Source organism: Albidovulum marisflavi (assembly GCF_025751435.1).
Classification (GTDB): Bacteria; Pseudomonadota; Alphaproteobacteria; order Rhodobacterales; family Rhodobacteraceae; genus Albidovulum; species Albidovulum marisflavi.
Map to the genome: position 1 here is coordinate 1,573,920 of NZ_JAOWKY010000001.1, position 18,576 is coordinate 1,592,495.

The 18,576-nt window shown below is 63.8% G+C and carries 20 protein-coding genes and 1 tRNA gene; 11 read left to right on the forward strand and 10 right to left on the reverse strand.

Annotated features, from left to right (window positions below):
• Positions 1 to 65: 65 nt before the first annotated feature.
• Genes OEW28_RS07645 through OEW28_RS07665 form a run of 5 tightly spaced genes read left to right on the forward strand, consistent with a single transcriptional unit; the run spans position 66 to position 4,581 of the window.
• Positions 66 to 1,208 (forward strand): ABC transporter substrate-binding protein, encoded by a 1,143-nt coding sequence (locus OEW28_RS07645; protein WP_263734107.1) that lies wholly within the window; start codon positions 66 to 68, stop codon positions 1,206 to 1,208.
• A gap of 51 nt (positions 1,209 to 1,259) precedes the next feature.
• Entirely contained in the window at positions 1,260 to 2,171 is a 912-nt protein-coding gene (locus OEW28_RS07650) for a branched-chain amino acid ABC transporter permease (protein WP_263734108.1), read from the forward strand.
• Between the two features lies 1 nt (position 2,172).
• Positions 2,173 to 3,153, forward strand: a complete 981-nt coding sequence (locus OEW28_RS07655; protein WP_263734109.1) for a branched-chain amino acid ABC transporter permease — start codon at positions 2,173 to 2,175, stop codon at positions 3,151 to 3,153.
• Complete coding sequence (locus OEW28_RS07660) at positions 3,146 to 3,895, forward strand: ABC transporter ATP-binding protein (protein WP_263734110.1); 750 nt, start codon at positions 3,146 to 3,148, stop codon at positions 3,893 to 3,895. Before OEW28_RS07655 ends, OEW28_RS07660 begins: the two co-directional genes overlap by 8 nt.
• On the forward strand, positions 3,892 to 4,581 hold the full coding sequence (locus OEW28_RS07665) for an ABC transporter ATP-binding protein (RefSeq protein ID WP_263734111.1): 690 nt from the start codon (positions 3,892 to 3,894) through the stop codon (positions 4,579 to 4,581). The genes OEW28_RS07660 and OEW28_RS07665 overlap by 4 nt, the downstream gene beginning before the upstream one ends.
• A gap of 34 nt (positions 4,582 to 4,615) precedes the next feature.
• Here the strand turns inward: OEW28_RS07665 and OEW28_RS07670 are convergent, their stop codons facing one another.
• From OEW28_RS07670 to OEW28_RS07690, 5 genes are all read right to left on the reverse strand, one after another.
• The gene (locus tag OEW28_RS07670; RefSeq protein WP_263734112.1) at positions 4,616 to 5,983 is read right to left on the reverse strand and encodes an MATE family efflux transporter; all 1,368 of its coding nucleotides are present in this window, start codon (positions 5,981 to 5,983) and stop codon (positions 4,616 to 4,618) included.
• Positions 5,984 to 5,998: 15 nt separating this feature from the next.
• Entirely contained in the window at positions 5,999 to 6,451 is a 453-nt protein-coding gene (locus tag OEW28_RS07675; protein ID WP_263734113.1) for a MarR family winged helix-turn-helix transcriptional regulator, read from the reverse strand.
• A gap of 140 nt (positions 6,452 to 6,591) precedes the next feature.
• Positions 6,592 to 7,128, reverse strand: coding sequence for a helix-turn-helix domain-containing protein (locus tag OEW28_RS07680; protein ID WP_263734114.1), 537 nt, complete (start codon positions 7,126 to 7,128; stop codon positions 6,592 to 6,594).
• A gap of 508 nt (positions 7,129 to 7,636) precedes the next feature.
• The gene (glnA, locus tag OEW28_RS07685; protein ID WP_263734115.1) at positions 7,637 to 9,046 is read right to left on the reverse strand and encodes a type I glutamate--ammonia ligase; all 1,410 of its coding nucleotides are present in this window, start codon (positions 9,044 to 9,046) and stop codon (positions 7,637 to 7,639) included.
• A gap of 55 nt (positions 9,047 to 9,101) precedes the next feature.
• Positions 9,102 to 9,440 carry a P-II family nitrogen regulator gene (locus OEW28_RS07690; protein ID WP_263734116.1) on the reverse strand — a complete coding sequence of 113 codons (339 nt, stop codon included), beginning with the start codon at positions 9,438 to 9,440 and terminating at the stop codon, positions 9,102 to 9,104.
• Positions 9,441 to 9,618: 178 nt separating this feature from the next.
• Between OEW28_RS07690 and OEW28_RS07695 the strand changes: the two genes are divergently transcribed.
• Positions 9,619 to 11,256 carry an NAD(P)H-hydrate dehydratase gene (locus tag OEW28_RS07695; RefSeq protein WP_263734117.1) on the forward strand — a complete coding sequence of 546 codons (1,638 nt, stop codon included), beginning with the start codon at positions 9,619 to 9,621 and terminating at the stop codon, positions 11,254 to 11,256.
• Positions 11,257 to 11,259: 3 nt separating this feature from the next.
• Here OEW28_RS07695 and OEW28_RS07700 read toward each other — a convergent pair whose 3' ends face one another.
• Positions 11,260 to 11,772, reverse strand: coding sequence for a Hint domain-containing protein (locus tag OEW28_RS07700; RefSeq protein WP_263734118.1), 513 nt, complete (start codon positions 11,770 to 11,772; stop codon positions 11,260 to 11,262).
• A gap of 213 nt (positions 11,773 to 11,985) precedes the next feature.
• Between OEW28_RS07700 and OEW28_RS07705 the strand changes: the two genes are divergently transcribed.
• The 4 genes from OEW28_RS07705 (at position 11,986) to cysK (ending at position 15,302) form a co-directional block, all read left to right on the forward strand.
• Positions 11,986 to 12,070, forward strand: a tRNA-Leu gene (locus OEW28_RS07705).
• 20 nt (positions 12,071 to 12,090) lie between these two features.
• Positions 12,091 to 13,425, forward strand: coding sequence for a trigger factor (tig, locus tag OEW28_RS07710; RefSeq protein ID WP_263734119.1), 1,335 nt, complete (start codon positions 12,091 to 12,093; stop codon positions 13,423 to 13,425).
• Between the two features lie 192 nt (positions 13,426 to 13,617).
• The gene (locus OEW28_RS07715; RefSeq protein ID WP_263734120.1) at positions 13,618 to 14,154 is read left to right on the forward strand and encodes an HD domain-containing protein; all 537 of its coding nucleotides are present in this window, start codon (positions 13,618 to 13,620) and stop codon (positions 14,152 to 14,154) included.
• Positions 14,155 to 14,225: 71 nt separating this feature from the next.
• A complete protein-coding gene (gene cysK, locus OEW28_RS07720; RefSeq protein ID WP_263734121.1) occupies positions 14,226 to 15,302 on the forward strand; it encodes a cysteine synthase A in 1,077 nt (358 codons plus the stop codon).
• Between the two features lies 1 nt (position 15,303).
• On the opposite strand, the gene OEW28_RS07725 is transcribed toward cysK, so the two are convergent.
• Positions 15,304 to 16,251: a DMT family transporter gene (locus OEW28_RS07725; RefSeq protein WP_263734122.1), complete on the reverse strand. Its 948-nt coding sequence runs from the start codon at positions 16,249 to 16,251 to the stop codon at positions 15,304 to 15,306.
• 280 nt (positions 16,252 to 16,531) lie between these two features.
• Here OEW28_RS07725 and OEW28_RS07730 point away from each other — a divergent pair, with 280 nt between their 5' ends.
• Entirely contained in the window at positions 16,532 to 17,236 is a 705-nt protein-coding gene (locus OEW28_RS07730; protein WP_263734123.1) for an SDR family NAD(P)-dependent oxidoreductase, read from the forward strand.
• Positions 17,237 to 17,343: 107 nt separating this feature from the next.
• On the opposite strand, the gene rplI is transcribed toward OEW28_RS07730, so the two are convergent.
• From rplI to rpsF, 3 genes are read right to left on the reverse strand one after another with little or no spacing between them, the layout of a single operon-like run.
• The gene (rplI, locus tag OEW28_RS07735; protein ID WP_263734124.1) at positions 17,344 to 17,913 is read right to left on the reverse strand and encodes a 50S ribosomal protein L9; all 570 of its coding nucleotides are present in this window, start codon (positions 17,911 to 17,913) and stop codon (positions 17,344 to 17,346) included.
• Positions 17,914 to 17,925: 12 nt separating this feature from the next.
• Positions 17,926 to 18,153 carry a 30S ribosomal protein S18 gene (gene rpsR / locus OEW28_RS07740; protein ID WP_261494662.1) on the reverse strand — a complete coding sequence of 76 codons (228 nt, stop codon included), beginning with the start codon at positions 18,151 to 18,153 and terminating at the stop codon, positions 17,926 to 17,928.
• A 28-nt stretch (positions 18,154 to 18,181) separates the two neighbouring features.
• Positions 18,182 to 18,553 carry a 30S ribosomal protein S6 gene (gene rpsF / locus OEW28_RS07745; RefSeq protein WP_263734125.1) on the reverse strand — a complete coding sequence of 124 codons (372 nt, stop codon included), beginning with the start codon at positions 18,551 to 18,553 and terminating at the stop codon, positions 18,182 to 18,184.
• Positions 18,554 to 18,576: the final 23 nt, after the last annotated feature.

The window sequence follows — 18,576 nt, forward strand, 5'->3', positions numbered from 1 at the left end:
TCGGGTTTGCAAGCAAGGGCAAACCCTTCAAGGTGAGCGCAAACAAGACCGGGGAGTGAGAACAGATGAAATCCAGACATATCCTGCTAGGAACGATCGCCGCCGTGGCGTTGGGCGCGGGTGCGGCCACGGCCGAGGGCATCAAGGTCGGCATGATCACGACGCTTTCGGGCGGCGGTGCGGGGCTTGGCATCGACGTGCGCGACGGGTTCAACCTTGCGCTCAAGAGAGCGGGCGCGACCGATGTCGAAGTCATCGTCGAGGACGACCAGCAAAAGCCTGACGTGGCCGTGCAGATCGCGGACAAGATGATCCAGTCGGACCAGGTCGATGTGCTGACCGGGATCATCTGGTCGAACCTTGCGATGGCAGTGGTGCCGGCAGCGGTGGCGCAGGGCAAGTTCTATCTGTCGCCCAACGCCGGTCCTTCGGCGCTGGCGGGCGCTGGCTGCAACCAGAACTATTTCAACGTGGCCTGGCAGAACGACAACCTGCATGAAGCGGCAGGCGCCTATGCGAATTCCGCCGGTTACAAGAATTCCTTCATGCTGGCGCCAAACTATCCCGCGGGCACGGACGCCATCACCGGTTACAAGCGCTTCTACGAAGGCGCCGCCGCCGGCGAGGTCTATACCCAGCTGGGTCAGACCGACTACGCCGTCGAGATCGGCCAGATCCGCGCAAGCGGCGCCGACAGCGTCTTTTTCTTCCTGCCGGGCGGGATGGGCATCGCCTTCATGAAGCAATACGCGGAATCGGGCGTGGACATACCCCTGATCGGGCCAGCGTTCTCCTTCGATCAGAACATCCTTCAGGCGGTCGGCGATGCGGCGCTTGGCGTGCGCAACACCTCGCAATGGAACAAGGATCTGGACAACGAGGCGAACACGGCGTTCGTCGAGGCGTTCCAGGCCGAATACGGACGGCTGCCGTCACTTTACGCGAGCCAGGGCTACGACACCGCGAACCTGCTGCTGTCGGCCAAGGCCAAGGCGGATGTCGCTGATCAGGACGCGTTCCGCGCCGCGCTTGAGGCCGCGGACTTCGCCTCGACCCGCGGCGAGTTCAGGTTCGGGCCGAACCATCACCCGATCCAGGACATCTATGTCCGCGAGGTGGTGAAAGAGGGCGACATCTACACCAACAAGCTTGTGGGCGTGGCGCTTGAGGACCGTGGCGACGCCTACGCCGAAGAGTGCAAGATGTAAGCGGCTGGGGCCGGGAGTGTTCCGGCCCCGTTACGGAGACTTGATCCGGTGATGCTTCTGTCAGAGCAGGTCCTGAACGGCCTGCAATACGGGATGACGCTGTTTCTGATGGCTGCGGGGCTGACGCTTGTCTTCGGGGTCATGGGTTTGATCAACCTGGCGCACGGGTCGCTTTACATGCTCGGCGCCTTCGCCTGCGCCTGGGTGGCGGGCGCGACCGGGTCCTTTGCGCTTGGGTTGATCGCGAGCCTGTCCGCCGCCGCCGCCGCAGGCGCGCTGGTCGAGGTGGTGGTGATCCGGAGGCTCTACGCGCGCGATCATCTGGAACAGGTCCTGGCGACCTTTGCGCTGATCCTGGTGTTTTCGGAGGGAGCGCGCTGGGTGTTCGGATCCTTCCCGCTATACCTGACCCTGCCTTCCGCCTTGTCGGGCGCGGTCATGCTGCCCGGCGGTCTGCAATACCCGCTGTTCCGGCTGGCGATCATCGGGGTCGGGGTGGCGGTCGCGGTGGGATTGTGGCTGCTGATTTCCCGAACAAGGCTTGGGATCCGCATCCGCGCGGGCGAGGCGGACCGGGAAATGGTGGCAGCACTTGGTGTCGACATCGCCAGGCTCTACACGGCCGTCTTCGCGCTTGGCGCGGCGCTGGCGGGGCTTGCGGGGGCGCTGGTCGGCACGATCCAGTCCGTGCAGGTGGGCATGGGGGAACCGGTTCTGATCCTGGCCTTCGTGGTGATCGTCATAGGCGGGATCGGTTCGATCAAGGGGGCCTTCGTCGCGGCGCTTCTGGTCGGACTGACCGATGCGCTGGGCAAGGCGCTGCTGCCATCGCTTTTTGCGAGGGTCATGGAGGTATCGGCGGCGAATGGGATCGGAACCGCGCTTGGTTCCATGCTGATCTACATCCTGATGGCCGGTGTGCTGATCTGGCGTCCGCAGGGCCTTTACGGGGCGCGGGCTTAGGATGGGACGCGACGCAGCCCTCAATACCGCCGTCTTTGCCGCTCTGGTCGCCGTCGCCTTTGGCGCGCATGTCTACGGGGCCCCATATGTTGTGACTCTGGCTACCAAGGCCGCGATCCTTGCACTGGCCGGTGTGGGTCTGAACCTTGCGCTTGGCTACGGGGGAATGGTGTCCTTCGGTCACGCGGTCTTTTTCGGGATCGGCGGCTATGTCACCGGAATTTTCGCCAGCCACGCGGCGGCGGGCACCCCGGTCACCACCTTTCCCTTCACGATCGCAGGCAGCGCCGAGATGCTGGGCATCTGGCCCATGGCGATGGTGGTGACAGCGCTGGCCGCGGTGGTCATCGGGGCGCTGTCGCTGCGCACGACGGGCGTGTATTTCATCATGGTAACGCTCGCCTTCGCGCAGATGGTCTACTACTTCGCGATCAGCTGGCGCGCCTATGGCGGCGAGGACGGGCTGTCATTCTATGTGCGCAACAGCTTTCCGGGGCTGAACACCTTTGCACCGCTCCAGTTCTTCGCGATATCGGCCGTGCTTCTGGCGATGGCGATGGCGTTTTCCGCGCTTGTAACGCGGTCCCGCTTCGGTTTGGCGCTGCAGGCGGCGCGGGCAAACCGGCAACGGGTGATGGCCTCTGGCATCCGTCCGTTTGCGCTGCAACTGACGGCCTTCGTCCTGTCGGCGGCGATCGTCGGGCTGGCGGGCGCACTTTATGCCGACCTCAACCGCTTTGTCAGCCCCGCGATGCTGTCTTGGCACATGTCGGGCGAGATCATGGTCTTCGTCATCCTGGGCGGCGTGGGGCGGCTGGCGGGGCCGGTGGCGGGGGCGGGTGTCTTCATCTTGCTCGAGCAGCTTCTGGGCGGTGTTTCCGAATACTGGCAGGCGTTGCTGGGATTGCTGCTGCTGGCGATCGTGCTTTACGCCCCCGGCGGCATCCTGGGGCTTCTTGCCAGGGGGATGCGCCGTGTCTGACGTGATCCTGGACATTCGTGGCCTGGAAAAGAGCTTCGGCGCGCTCAAGGCCACCGACGGTGTCACGCTGGACCTGAGGCGCGGGGAAATCCACGCCCTGATCGGTCCGAACGGCGCGGGAAAGTCCACGCTGATCAAGCAGATCACCGGGGAAATCCGGCAGGACGCGGGAACGGTCAGCTTCGAAGGGCAGGCGATCGATGCGCTGGATCCCGCGGCGCGCGCGCGGCTGGGTCTGGCGCGGAGCTTTCAGGTCTCTTCGATCGTGCCCGAATTCACGGCGCTGGAAAACACCATGCTTGCGGTCCTGGGGGCGGGCGGGGGTGTCTTCCGCTTTCTTCGTCCCGCACTGGCCGATCGCGGGCTGACGGATCCGGCTCGATTCCATCTGGAGCAGGCCGGGCTCGCCCTGCGCGAAAGGGTGCCGGCCAGCGCCCTGTCGCATGGCGAGCGCCGCAGGCTTGAGATCGCGATGGCGCTTGCCATGCGCCCGCGTGCCTTTCTGCTGGATGAGCCGATGGCCGGCATGGGGGCCGAGGGCGCAAAGGACCTGACCGTGATTCTGTCCGACCTGCGGGGCGAGGCGCCAATCCTGCTGGTCGAACACGACATGGACGCGGTCTTTGCCCTGGCTGACCGCATCTCGGTTCTGGTCTACGGCCGCATCATCGCGACGGGCAGCGTCGAGGAAATCCGCGCCAACCCCGAGGTGCGCCGCACCTATCTGGGGGAAGACGCATGAGCAGGCTGCTGGAGCTTGAGGCCGTGACGGCCGCCTACGGACCGGTTCAGGCGCTGTTCGGCGTCGGCCTTGGCGTGGACGAGGCCGAGGTCGTGGCGCTGATGGGCCGCAACGGCATGGGCAAGACGACGACGGTGCGCACGATCTGCCGCATGATGCCCGCGACCGGGGGGCGCATCGTATTCGCCGGTGTCGATCTTCTGCGCCTTCCGTCGCACCGCGCGGCACAATTGGGTATCGGCCTGGTGCCCGAAGGGCGCCGCACCTTCGCTCCGCTGACGGTGGCCGAAAACCTGGCTGTCGCGGCGCGGCCGGGGGCGTGGGACCTTGGGCGCGTCACGGCGCTTTTTCCCCGTCTGGGCGAGCGCTTGGGTCAGACCGCCCGTACCCTTTCGGGCGGCGAGCAGCAGATGCTGGCGATCGCTAGGGCGCTGATGACCAATCCCCGCCTTCTGATTCTGGACGAGGCGACCGAGGGTCTGGCGCCCTCGGTCCGGCACGAGATCTGGGCGGCGATCCGTGCCTTGAAGCAGCAGGGCCTTTCGATCCTCCTGATCGACAAGTCGCTGAAAGAAATCTCGGCCGTCGCGGACCGCGCGGTGATCCTTGAGCGAGGAGAGACGGTCTGGTCGGGCGCCATGGCCGACGTCACGACCCAGATCGCGGACCGGCATCTTGGGGTCTGATGTGGCTTGCCCGGCGCAAGAGCCGGGCAGGCCATCAGTAGTCGCAGGCAGGTGCCGGTGATTCAAGCGCGCGACGCGCAAGGACGGCTGCGCGCGCGAAGACACCACGGTGCGCGCGCCACAGCATCCAGACGACGACCCCGGACAGCGCGATGTTGGACAGGGGCATCGCCAGCCAGACGCCGTCCGTGCCCATCAAGCGCGGCAGCACGATCAGGAAGGGCAATTGCACAGCGATGTTCCCCACGGTGATGATCGTCGCGTTGCGCGCCTGGCCGACGGATTGAAAATAGGTCGCCGACAAGACGATGAATCCGTCAAGCACCATGGCCGAAAGATGCAGCCTGAGCCCATGCGCGGCCTCGGCGATCAGAGCGGCGTCGTTGCCGGCGAAGATCCGGGCCACGGGTGCCGGAAAGGCCACGACCAGTGCGGTCAAGGCGGCCCCACCACCGAGGCCGAGCATGAGCGCCAGCTTCAGCACCTGCGCCATCCGCATCCGGTCACGCGCGCCGTGGAAGTAGCTTGTCAGCGGCTGCATTCCGCCCGCCACCCCTTCCGAGAAGTAGTAGAAGACGCACATGACATAGCCCGCGACCGTGTAGGCCGCCAGCGTCAGCGCGCCGCCGTGCTGCAGAAACAGCATGTTGTGCAGTACGACGACGAAGCTGACGTAGAGTGCCATGATCATCGAGGAAAAGCCGGTTGCGACGATGCGTGCGGCGCGCGCGGTCACATTGCGCCCCGGCCAGAGTCCGCGCAGCGCGCCAACCCTGCCCATCGCGGCCAGGCACAGCGCGATCACCACGATCTCGGCGATCACCGTTGCAAGGGCGGCCCCCGCCAATCCGTGATCCAGCTTCACCACGAACAGCCAGTCGAACACCACGTTGATCGCCGCGCCTGCCAGCATCGCCACCGTGGCAAGTCGGGGCGCGCCAAGGTTGCGCACGAGCAGGGGAAGGGCCATTCCGGCCATCACCACCGGCGCGCCCCAGCCGAGGACGGACAGGTAGCCAAGGCCCATCCCGGCGAGTTCGCCGCTGGCGCCCTGCACTGCCAGGAATGGCCCGCCAAGCGTCAGGATCGCCGCGCCCGTCACCGTGCCCAGAACCGCGATCAGCGCCAGGGTGACGCCAAGCGTCTGGCCACAGGCGCGATCGTCCTGCGCTCCGCGTGCCGCGCCCAATTGCGCGCCGCCGCCCATCCCGGCCAGCATCGCCACCGCCCAGATCACACCGGCCATCGGCCAGGCCAGGTTGACAGCCGAAAGCCCGTCCGCCCCAAGCGCATGACCAATGAAGACGCCGTCCACGACGGCATAAAGCCCGCTGACCATCAGCGCGGCCATGGCGGGCAGTGTGTAGGACCAGAAGGTCCGGGTCAGGGATTTCGTCACCATCGCAACCTCCACCTGTCAGGCGGAGGGCAACCCCCGACAGGCTTTCTCAAAGAGTTCTTCGAACCGAGCCAGTTCCTCGGCGCTCAGCTCAGCGGAAAGGCTGGCTGCTGCGCGCGCGTGAATGGCGCTTTCCTCGCTTTCCAGTGCGCTGGTCTTGGGCGTGGGGCGGATCAGGCTCGCACGCTTGTCGTCGGGGTCGGGGCTCCGTTCCAGGTATCCCCGCGCCTCGAGCTTTGAGGCCATGGCACTGGCGGAAGCTTTGCTGACGCCCATGCGCTCTGCCAGGTCGGTCAGGCGCAACCCTTCCGGGTGCCAAGCGACGACATCAAGATAGTCGTACTCGGTCGAGGTCAGATCCATGCTGCCGCTGTCCTGCGACTCCTGTCGCCAAAGACGCCACAGGTGCCACTGCAGGCGCCTGATGCTGTCTTGCAGCTGCGTGGATGCTTCCGTTTGTTTGTTAGTCATAACTAACTTAATTCCCATCCCGCGTCAAGCGCCCGCCGCGACAGGGGGCGTGACCTCTTGTTCCCGGCCATAGTTAACGCACCCGGAGGGGAGGGCAAGCGAAGGTCGTCTGCCCCAGGGTTCGGGATTTCCGGCGCTTGTCAGGCCGGCCTGGCCGACACGGCCATGAATGTGACGGTATCGCTTTGCGCAGAGACCACGCCGTGACGGAGTTGGGCGTCAAAACTCAGCGTATCACCCGGCCCCATCTCGAAAAGATTGTCGCCGCAGCTGTAGACGCAGTTCCCCTCGATGACGTTGATCAGCATGTAGCCGGTGTTGTGATAGATGGGATGCGTCCCGTTGTCCGACTGCCGGAGCGTCACGCGCGTCGCGGAAAAGCGAAGTGCATGATTGGTGAAGCTGCCAAGGATGCGGTAGTCGTGCGAATGCCCGGGAAAAATCCGCTTGCCCTGAAGGCCCTCACCGGCACGCGCAAAGGCGATGTCGGCCTTGTGAACCGTGTTCTGGAAGAAAGAGATGACAGGAACATCCAGGGCGGCCGCGAGCGATTCCAGCGTCGAGAGAGAGGGCGAGACCTGCCCGTTTTCGATCCGGGAGATCATCGCGGGCGAAACGCCGGATTTCTTCCCCAGCTCGCGCAGGGTGATGCCTGCGTGGGTTCTCAGGCTGTGCACCGCCGTGCCGACAGCGCTTGAAATCTCCGAGCGGACCTCCGCGCCTGCCGCCGCTATTGTATGAACTTCCGCCACTTGGCTTCCTTTCGCCCGCCCTGTTCTGAATAAAGCGTCAAAACCGTCGGCTCACCAGAGCGATTACACGCAAGAGTGGCGTTTCATACAAAAATCAACTTTTACGTGTGTGTGCCGGCAGTGACCTGCAATCCAAGATAGTATTCCTATACCGAAGTATTGTTTCACGCCGATGCGCACGTTCGCAGAAGCCGCGATTGGTCGGGAATCGTCTGACCTGTCCAAAGCGAAGCAATGTGAGGGGATAGGGCGGGGCAGTCGGGAATTCCGAGTCCAGCCGCAGCAGGTCATGACGGGGCCAAGGCGGGGAAACGGCGCAGGAGCTGAGGGTGTAGAATCGGGGGCGGAACGGTAGGGAAGGCTGCGCGGACGCTATCCTGGCTGTCAAAAAAGAAGGGCCCCTTGCGGGGCCCCTCGGTATTCGCGCCTGCGATCAGCAGCTGTAGTACATCTGGTACTCGATCGGGTGCGGCGTGTGCTCGTAGGCGTAGACCTCTTCCCACTTCAGCCCGACATAGCCTTCGATCTGGTCGCGGGTAAAGACGTCGCCCGCCAGCAGGAAGTCCATGTCCTTCTCAAGCTCTTCAAGCGCTTCGCGCAGCGAGCCGCAGACGGTCGGGATTTCGGCCAGTTCTTCCGGCGGAAGATCGTAGAGGTCCTTGTCCGAAGCCGGGCCCGGATCGATCTTGTTCTTGATGCCGTCGAGGCCGGCCATCAGCAGGGCGGCAAACGCCAGGTACGGGTTCGCGGCCGGATCCGGGAAGCGGGCTTCGACGCGCTTGGCCTTGGGCGACTCGGTCCACGGGATCCGGACGCAGCCCGAACGGTTGCGGGCGGAGTAGGCGCGCAGAACCGGTGCTTCGAAGCCCGGGATGAGGCGCTTGTAGGAGTTGGTCGAGGGGTTCGTGAAGGCGTTGAGCGCCTTGGCGTGCTTGAGCAGCCCGCCGATGAACCACAGCGCTTCCTGCGACAGGTCGGCATACTTGTCGCCGGCGAACAGCGGCTTGCCGTCCTTCCAGATCGACATGTTGACGTGCATGCCCGAGCCGTTGTCGCCCTTCATCGGCTTCGGCATGAAGGTCACCGACTTGCCGTAGGCGTGGGCCACGTTGTGGATCACGTACTTGTACTTCTGCATGTTGTCGGCTTGTTCGACGAGACCGCCGAAAATCAGGCCGAGTTCGTGCTGGGCGGTCGCCACCTCGTGGTGGTGCTTGTCGACCTTCATGCCCATGCGCTTCATGGTCGAAAGCATCTCGCCGCGCAGGTCCTGGGCTGCGTCGATCGGGTTGACCGGGAAGTAGCCGCCCTTGTGCTGCGCGCGGTGGGCGAGGTTGCCCATCTCGTATTCCGTGTCGGTGTTCCAGGCCGCGTCATGCGCATCGATCTGGTAGGCGACCTTGGACGGCGTGACCGAGTATCGCACGTCGTCGAAGATGAAGAATTCGGCTTCGGGACCGAAGTAGGCGGTGTCGCCGATGCCCGAGGCCTTGAGGTAGGCTTCGGCCTTCGATGCGGTGCCGCGCGGGTCGCGGCTGTAGGGCTCGCCGGTGTCCGGCTCGACCACGTTGCAGTGCACGCACATGGTCTTTTCCGCGTAGAACGGGTCGATGTAGACCGAGCTCGCATCCGGGATAAGCTTCATGTCGGACTGGTCGATCGACTTCCAGCCGGCGATGGAGGAACCGTCGAACATGAAGCCTTCCTCGAAGAACTCTTCGTCGACCAGGTCCACCACCAGCGTCACGTGCTGGAGCTTGCCTTTGGGGTCGGTGAAGCGGATGTCGACGTATTCGACTTCCTCGTCCTTCATCAGTTTCAGAGCATTCTCGATAGCGCTCATCCTTTGATCCTTTCCTTGGGGTTTCGGGCCGGAAGCCTGAGGCCTCCGGGGTGTTTCAGATCGCGTCCTCGCCGGTTTCACCGGTGCGGATGCGGATGACCTGTTCGACGGGGCTGACAAAGATCTTGCCATCGCCGATCTTGTCGGTGCGGGCCGCAGAGACGATCGCATCGATCGCGGTGTCCACCATGTCGTCGGACAGCACAACCTCGATCTTCACCTTGGGCAGGAAATCCACCACGTATTCGGCCCCGCGGTAAAGTTCGGTATGGCCCTTCTGGCGCCCGAAGCCTTTCACCTCGATCACCGAAAGCCCCTGGACGCCCACTTCCTGCAGGGCTTCCTTCACCTCATCGAGTTTGAAGGGCTTGATGATGGCTTCGATCTTTTTCATGGGCCGACTCCCTTGGGGGTTTCATCGCGGTCGGGCCTCTGTCACCACTTTCGCCGCGCCTGCACAATTGGCTAGTCTTTCCGAAGGCTGGCTGCCGGGCCGATTCCGGCGCGTGTGATTAAATTTTGTGCAACGCGCCCGCATTTGCGGCGGTTTGAGAACTTTGGAGGCTTTGCGCATGGCCGAACTGCTGACCGCCGCCCAGATGCGTGCCATCGAACAGGCCGCGATTGCCTCGGGAGAGGTCACGGGCCTCGAACTGATGGAACGCGCTGGGCGGGGCGTGGTCGCGGCGATATTCGACGAATGGCCGGAGCTCCGCGAGACTTCGCACCGGGCGGTGGTGCTTTGCGGGCCGGGCAACAATGGCGGCGACGGCTTCATCGTCGCACGACTGTTGAAGGAGTGGGGCTGGGAGGTGGAGGTCTTTCTCTACGGCGAGCCCGATAAACTGCCGCCGGATGCGCGGGTGAATTATGAGCGGTGGCGGGGGATGGGGGAGGTCAACCCGCTCTCGGGCCGGTCCATCGACATCAGGCGTCATGACGGAGCCGTCATCATTGATGCGCTCTTTGGAACCGGTCTTTCACGGCCGCTCGAGGGTGCGGCAGTCGATGTGCAACGATTCCTGCTCGGCCTTAAGGGGCGGAGCGCAGCGCGAAAGGCGCTGGTCGCGGTGGATTGTCCATCGGGATTGTGCCTCGACTCCGGGCTTCCCCTTCAGAAAGGGGCGGGTGCGGCTGGGATGTATGTGCCCGCCGCCGATCTCACCGTGACCTTCCAGCGGCGGAAACTGGGTCACGTTATCGGACAGGGGCCACTCCATTGCGGCCGTGTTGCTGTGGTTGATATCGGCCTCGACAAAGCCGCCCGCGATGCAGCGGAAGGCCGAAGTGCGGATGCCATCGATCCGATTGCGGCACGGGCCTTTGCGCGCGAAGTCGCGCGGCCCAACACTTCCGGGGGAGCCTATTACTCGGCGCCCGGAGCAGTTGGCCTGCGAAAGCGCGTCGATCTGCACAAATATCATCAAGGGCACGCCCTGGTGCTGTCTGGCGGGCCGGGGCGAGGCGGTGCGGCGCGGCTCGCTGCCCGTGGAGCGCTGCGCATCGGGGCCGGGTTGGTCACGCTCGTCGTTCCTCACGACGCCGTGGCGGAAACGGCGGCTCGGGTCGATGCGATCATGATCCGCGAAGCGGATGACGCAGCGGCTTTGCTTGATGATGACCGGGTAAATGCAGTTTGCGTCGGTCCGGGGTTCGGTCTCGATCCGCGGGCAGTGTCACTTCTGGAGGCTGTTCTGGACAGCCAGAAACGCGTCGTGCTCGATGCGGACGCGCTGACGATGGTCGGGGCGCACAAGCATCTCAGGGCAAAGTTGCACGGGGGGTGTGTTTTGACGCCCCATGAGGGCGAATTCGCCCGCCTGTCGCCGCAGTCCGCCAAGAGGCTCAAGACCACTGCAAAAAGCGGCCCCGCCTATTCCAAGGTTGATGCCACGCGGGAGGTTGCCGCGGAGCTCGGGTGCATCGTTGTGTTCAAGGGGGCTGACACGGTCATCGCACATGCCGCTGGCCTGTGTTCCGTCCATTCGGCCCACTACGACCGCGCGGCGCCCTGGCTTGCCACGGCGGGGTCGGGCGACGTGCTATCAGGCTTCATCGCCGGGCTTCTGGCGCGGGGTTTCGCGCCGATGCAGGCGGCAGAGACCGCCGCCTGGCTTCATGTCGAATGCGCAAGGACGTTCGGACCCGGCCTCATCGCGGAGGACCTGCCCGAGCAACTGCCGGCGGTGTTCCGTGACCTGGGGCTTTGAGCCCTAGTCGAGGAAGATGTTGCCGCGCTTGAACCACTCTTCGTTTTCGATGCCTGTGCCCGCGCAGAAGACCTCAAGCCCGGCGGCATAGACGACCTGGTCGGTATCGAATTGCAGCGTGAAGGTGCGCAGGATCTCATCCTCGCCGCGGCAGATCTCGACCCCGTCCACAAGGCGAAGAAGCGGCACGACGGCCTTCGACCCGCGGCCGCGATTGCGCCACTGCCGCATGATCACCGGCATTCCCGCCGAAAACGTCATGTCTTGCGTCGGCTGCTGTGCGCCAAGGGTGCTGGCCTTGACGTGGATCGACGGGCCTGCATGGTCCTCGATCCATACGCGTTGCAGTTCGCGCATACCCTCGCGCGTGATGATCCTGTCGCCGGCGCACAGCGTTTCCACCGGCTGAAGGCCGGTCGCGGTGAAAATCCGGGTTCCTTCGGCGATGCCGTGGAACGTGCCTTCGTCGAGAGAGGGCGCAGTACGGGCGAGGTTGTCAGTAAACATCAAGGACATGGCAGCACCTGTTAACCAACTGTGAACCAATGCTGTCGAAGGAATCTGTCAACATTGCGATCATGGGGCGGCATTTCGTGGGTATCGAGTGCCCGCCGCAGCGCCCCGGCAGAGGTCCGGACACGGTTTTTTCCTCTCGCATCCCTGTCCGGGACTTGTTAGAAGGGCGCGGATTTGGGGGGTGGTTTTCGCGGGCTGCCCCTTACGGGAAATGCGGGTGTGGCGAAATTGGCAGACGCACCAGATTTAGGTTCTGGCGCCGCAAGGCGTGGGGGTTCAAGTCCCTCCACCCGCACCATGATGGAAAAGGACGAAGGAATGCAGGTCACCGAGACCCTGAAGGAAGGTCTGAAGCGCAGCTACACGATCACCGTGCCGGCTGCGGATCTGGACAAGAAAGTCACCGAGAAGCTCGTCGAGGCGCAGCCCGAGATCGAGATGAAGGGCTTCCGCAAGGGCAAGGTGCCGCTTGCGATGCTGCGCAAGCAGTTCGGCCAGCGGATTCTGGGCGATGCGATGCAGGACGCGATCGACGGTGCGATGAAGTCGCATTTCGACGCGACCGGCGACCGCCCGGCCGTTCAGCCAAAGGTCGAGATGAAGGACGGCGAAAACTGGTCCGAAGGTCAGGACGTCGTCGTCGAGATGTCCTACGAGGCGCTGCCCGAGATCCCCGAACTGGATGCGTCGAACATCTCGCTTGAAAAGCTGGTGGTGAAGGCCGACGAGAAGTCGGTTCAGGAAGCGCTCGACAACCTCGCGTCCAACGCCCAGAGCTTCGAGGACCGCAAGAAGGGTTCGAAGGCCAAGGACGGCGATCAGGTCGTGATCGACTTCGTCGGCAAGATTGACGGCGAGCCCTTCGAGGGCGGCGCTGGCGAGGACTATCCGCTTGTCCTGGGTTCGGGCGCGTTCATCCCGGGCTTCGAGGAAAAGCTGGTCGGCGCCAAGGCCGGTGAGGAAGTGGCCGTCGAAGTGACGTTCCCCGAAAGCTACGGCGCGCAACATCTGGCCGGCAAGGCTGCGGTCTTCGACTGCACCGTCAAGGCCGTGAAGGCGCCCAAACCCGCCGAGATCGACGATGAGCTGGCCAAGCGCTTCGGCGCGGAAAGCCTGGATGCGCTCAAGGCCCAGGTGACGGAACGGCTTGAAGCCGAGTACGTCTCGGCCGCCCGTGCGGTCATGAAGCGTTCGCTTCTGGATGAGCTGGACAAGCTGGTCAGCTTCGAGCTGCCGCCCAGCCTTGTGGACGCCGAGGCGCACCAGATCGCGCACCAGCTGTGGCACGAGGACCATCCCGACCATCACGGGCATGACCACGGCGCCATTGAGCCGACGGACGAGCACAAGGCCCTGGCCGAGCGCCGCGTGCGCCTTGGGCTGCTGCTGGCCGAAGTCGGCCGCAAGCAGAACGTCGAGGTCACAGATGCCGAGATGACCCAGGCGGTCCTGACGCAGGCGCGCCAGTATCCAGGTCAGGAACGCGCCTTCTTCGAATTCGTCCAGAAGAACCCGCAGATGCAGCAGCAGCTGCGCGCCCCGATCTTCGAGGACAAGGTCGTCGACTTCATTTTCGCCGGTGCGAAGGTGAACGAAAAGGAAGTGTCGAAGGACGATCTTCAGAAGGCCGTCGAGGCGCTCGACGAAATCTGAGCCTTCGGCCGGATCAGAATCAAGGGGGCCGCGCCTGATGGTGCGGCCCTTTCTTTTTTGCGCTTGCAATCGCCGCGCAGGCTGCCATGCTGAAGGCGAAGGCATTGCCTTCTTTTCCCGAAATCGTAAATCGGCCATGCTTCCCGCGTCGCTGGGTTGACCGCCCGCGGTCGCTGGCCGGATGGAGTGTTCATGGACATCATTGAGCAAGCACGGCAATTCGCCGAGCGTGCGCATCAGGGCCAATTTCGCAAGGGCGCGGCGCGCGAACCCTACATCGTGCACCTTGAGGAGGTCGCGGCCCTGGCCGTTCGCTTCGGTGCCTCGGAGACCGTGATCGCGGCGGCGTGGCTGCACGACACGATCGAGGATTGCGGCGTCACTGCCGAAGAACTTTGCGAACGGTTCGGTGCGGACATAACGGCGATTGTCCAGGAACTGACCGACGACAAATCGCTTGGCGCCGAGGATCGCAAACGTCACCAGATATTGCACGCACCCGCCAAGTCCGAAGGGGCGGCGCTTCTGAAGATCTGTGACAAGATGTCGAACGTCCGCGCCGTGGCGGAAACCCCGCCGGTGAACTGGCCCGTTTCGCGGCGTGAAGCATACCTGGACTGGGCCGAAGCGGTCGTGGACGCCCTGCCGGAAGGCGCCTTCAACGCAAAGGCCGCGTTTCGCCAGACCCTGGCCAAGGCAAGAGAGGCCATCACGCGGCCGCTGGTCTGAGCGGCACGTCAAGAGGTTCCTTCCAAGCCGTTCATGGCGTACTCTGGTACCGCCATCAGAAAGGGGACACCATGAGCGATAGCATCAGGAGCACCGCTGGCCGTGGTCGCCGTTACGACAGCGTGTTGGACACGATCGGCAATACGCCGGTCGTCCGCCTCAACCGGATCGCGCCGGAGCATGTCACGGTCTATGTAAAAATCGAGGCTTTCAATCCTGGCGCCTCGGTCAAGGACCGGCTGGCTGTCAATATCATCGAGGCGGCAGAGCGTGAGGGACGGCTGAAGCCAGGCCAGACGGTGGTTGAGGCGACGTCGGGGAACACCGGCATCGGGCTTGCCATGGTGTGCGCGGCCAAGGGTTATCCTCTGGTCGTGACGATGGCCGACAGTTTTTCGATCGAACGGCGGCGGCTGATGCGGATGCTGGGGGCCAAGGTCGTGCTTACGCCTCGCGCGGAAAAGGCCGTTGGAATGTATCGAAAGGCGGCCGAGCTGGCTCAAAAGCATGGCTGGTTCCTTGCGCGCCAGTTCGAGACCAAGGACAATGCTGACATTCATGAAAGCACCACGGCGCGCGAAATCATGGCCGACTTCGAGGGGGAGCGGCTGGACTACATCGTGACCGGCTATGGCACCGGTGGTACGATTTCCGGGATAGGGCGGGTGATCCGCAAGGCGCGCCCGGAAACTCGGATCATCCTGACCGAACCGTCCAACGCCGCGCTGGTCGAAAGTGGGACGCCGCAACAGCGCGAATCTGACGGGGCCCCCGCACAGGGGCATCCTGCCTGGGAACCTCACCCGATCCAGGGATGGACGCCCGATTTCATCCCGCTGGTGCTGCAGGAGGCTTTGGACAAGGCCTATTACGATGAACTGATCCCGGTGCCCGGCGCCGAGGGCGTCGCATGGGCCAAGCGCCTAGCCGCGGAAGAGGGGATCTTCGTCGGAATATCCTCAGGCGCCACCCTGGCCGCAGCCATGCACACCGCCAAGAAGGCGGAGTCCGGATCCGTCATGTTGGTGATGTTGCCCGATACCGGAGAGCGCTACCTGTCGACGCCTTTGTTCGAGGGAATCGCCGAGGACATGACGGACGAGGAGCGGGAGATCATGCGCTCCACCCCCGGACAGCAGATGGGGTGACTCAGCGCCGGGAGCGAATACCCTCTCGGTATAGAACATACAGCCCGGCGCCGATGATCATCGAAATGCCAAGCCAGCCCTGGGCGTCGGGCAGATCGCGAAAGAAGACCCAGCCGAACATGACGCTCCAGATCATGGCGGTATATTCGAATGGCGCCACGACATTGGATTCTGCCACCCGGTAGGCCTGTGTCAGCAGTGTCAGGCCCGCCGCGGCGATGACGCCCGTGGAGACCATCAGCGCCGCATCGCGCAACGTCGGCGTGACCCAGCCGCGCGCCAGAAAGCCAAGCGTGGCATGACTTCCGCTTTGAAGGCTTCCGTCGTGAAAGACGGCTGCCAGAGCCAGCGCGCACCCCAGAAAGACGAGGTTGCCCCAGAACGCAAGCGCCGCCGCGCTGTGGCGCGTGCCCAAGTGGCGGGCGTGAACCATGGCGGCGGCATAGGTCAGGCCCGATCCGATCGCAAGCGCCGCCGCCCAGTCGAAAAGCTCTGACCCCGGCCGCAGCATGACGACCGCGCCAAGAAAGCCGATGGCGACGGCGGCCCAGCGACGCGGACCCACGTGTTCACGCAGGATCAGCACGGAAAACAGCGTGATGAACAGGGGGGCGGTAAAATAAAGCGCTGCGGTGGTCGCAAGCGAAAGTGAGGCCAGGGCCAGATAGTAGCCGAAGTAGGCGCTACAGATCACGACCCCGCGCCAGAGCATGGCGGTCCAGCCCCGGCCAACCAGGCTGCGAAGCCCTCCGTTCATGATGACCAGGGCAAGAAGCAAGGGCGTTGCAGTCAGGCTGCGCAGCACCATGATCTCGTAGAGCGGGTAATCGCCGCTCAGAAGCTTGAGGATCAGGTCCTGTACCGAAAAGACCGAGATGCCCGCGACAAGATAGACGACACCCGCGGCGGAAGCATGGCCGGGCTGAAGGGTGGGAGCGGCGAAGGCCATGCGTCTACCTGTGCTGTTTGCACCCGGGTAGCGCGCTGCTGGCAAAGTGTCTTTCCCGCTGGCGACAGGCAGATGACGGGAACGGGCCACTGCAATGCGCCCGCGGCAAAGCGATTTCGTGTGGAATTTCGTCGGATTGTGTCTTGGAACAAATGCCCCCGATAGGCGGCTGCAACCAATCTGCGCCCCAATGGCATCTGGCCTTTGGGGCCATTTTTCCAACCATTCCAGGAATGTGCTATCCTGACTTGGGGAGATCGAAACACCAGGGGCTTCATTCATGAACGGCAAAGACCTATGCGCGATCGTCGGATTCGGGCCGGGCCTTGGCGCCGCTTATGCGCGTTGCTTCATGTCCGCTGGCTACGATCTTTCATTGCTTAGCCGCTCAGGCGCGAAGTTGGGTCGCCAGTCATCGACCAGCGACGTCCGGTGCTACTCTTGTGACGCTGGTGATCCCTCTGCGGTTCGCGCGGCCATCGAGCTGATCGAGGATCAGCAGGGGCCGATCTCCACGCTGATATACAACGCGGACATCGCCGCTTTCGGGGCGCTGGAAGAGGTGTCGGTGGACCGCTTTGAGCAAAGCTGGCGGGTGGGCGTGCTTGGGCTCTTCGTGGCGGCGCAGGTTCTTGGCCCCAGAATGGCAGAGCGCTCTGCAGGAAACATCATCGTGTCGGGCGCAACAGCATCGTTGCGCGGAAACGTCTGGACGACGGCATTCGCGCCAGCGAAAGCGGCGCAACGCATACTGGCGCAATCCTTGGCAAAGCAGCTTGGGCCGAAGGGCGTGCACGTCTCATACCTTGTGATCGATGGCGTGATCGACACGGCGGACACGCGCGAGAATTTTGCGGCGGGCAAGCCGGACGAGTTTTTCCTTCAGCCCGACCGGATCGCGGAAGCCGCCCTGATGCTGGCGCGGCAGGAGCGCTCGGCCTGGACCTTCGAGATGGATCTGCGTCCGTTCGGGGAAAAGTGGTAACGACAAGCGGCAAGTCCGCTCCGGGGACAAACCGCGAAGTCTTAATGACAAAGAAAAACCGCGCCGGGCGAACCGGCGCGGTTTCGTTTTTGGGAGATGTGGCCCGATTACTCGTCGGAAGCGGCCGCGCCGACTTCGTCGAACAGTTCGGCGATCTCGAACTCGGCCGCAGCCTCGGCTTCCGCCGCCAGTTCCTGGATCGATTTGCCCGAAGCCTGCAGCTCGGCTTCTTCAGCCGAACGTGCGACGTTCACCGACACCGAGACCGAAACCTCGGGGTGCAGGATGACGGACACGTCGTGCAGGCCCAGTTCCTTGATCGGAGCGATGAGCGAGATCTGCTTGCGGTCGATCGAGAAGCCCGCCGCGGTGGCCGCGTCCGCGATGTCGCGGGGCGTGACCGAACCGTAAAGCGCACCGGCGTCGGAGGCCGAGCGAATCACGATGTAGGACTGACCGTCCAGCTTTCCGGCCAGCGCCTCGGCTTCCTTGCGGGTTTCGAGGTTACGGGCTTCGAGCTGGGCTTTCTGGGCTTCGAAGTTCTTGATGTTGGCGTCGGAGGCGCGCAGCGCCTTGCCCTGCGGCAACAGGAAGTTGCGCGCGTAGCCGTCCTTGACCTTGACGACTTCGCCCATCTGGCCAAGCTTGGCCACGCGTTCCAGAAGGATGACTTGCATGTGCCTCTCTCCTTACTTCACGGCATAGGGCAGAAGCGCGAGGAAGCGGGCGCGCTTGATGGCCTGCGCCAGTTCACGTTGCTTCTTCGCCGAAACGGCGGTGATGCGGGCCGGGACGATCTTGCCGCGCTCGGAGATGTAGCGCTGAAGCAGACGGACGTCCTTGTAGTCGATCTTCGGCGCATTCTCACCCGAGAACGGGCAGACCTTGCGGCGGCGGAAAAACGGTTTGTTCGCCATGTGTTAGGTTCCTTTCCTCAAGCCCGGATCAACGACGCTCGCGGCGTTCGCCGCGCTCGGGACGGTCGCCACGATCGTCGCGCTTCTGCATCTGAACCGAGGGGCCATCTTCGTGGGCCTCGACGCGGATCGACATCACGCGCATCACGTCGTCATGCAGACGGGCGAGACGCTCCATCTCCTGCACGGCGGCCGACGGCGCGTCGGTGCGCAGGAAGGCGTAGTGGCCCTTGCGGTTCTTGTTGATCTTGTAGGCCATCGTCTTGACGCCCCAGTACTCGGAAACGACGACCTTGCCGCCGTTGTCCGCGAGGACCGTGGAGAAGTGTTCGATGAGCCCTTCGGCCTGCGCGTTGGAAAGGTCCTGACGCGCGATGAGGACATGCTCGTACAGCGGCATGTATGCTCCTTTTTCGTCTCGGG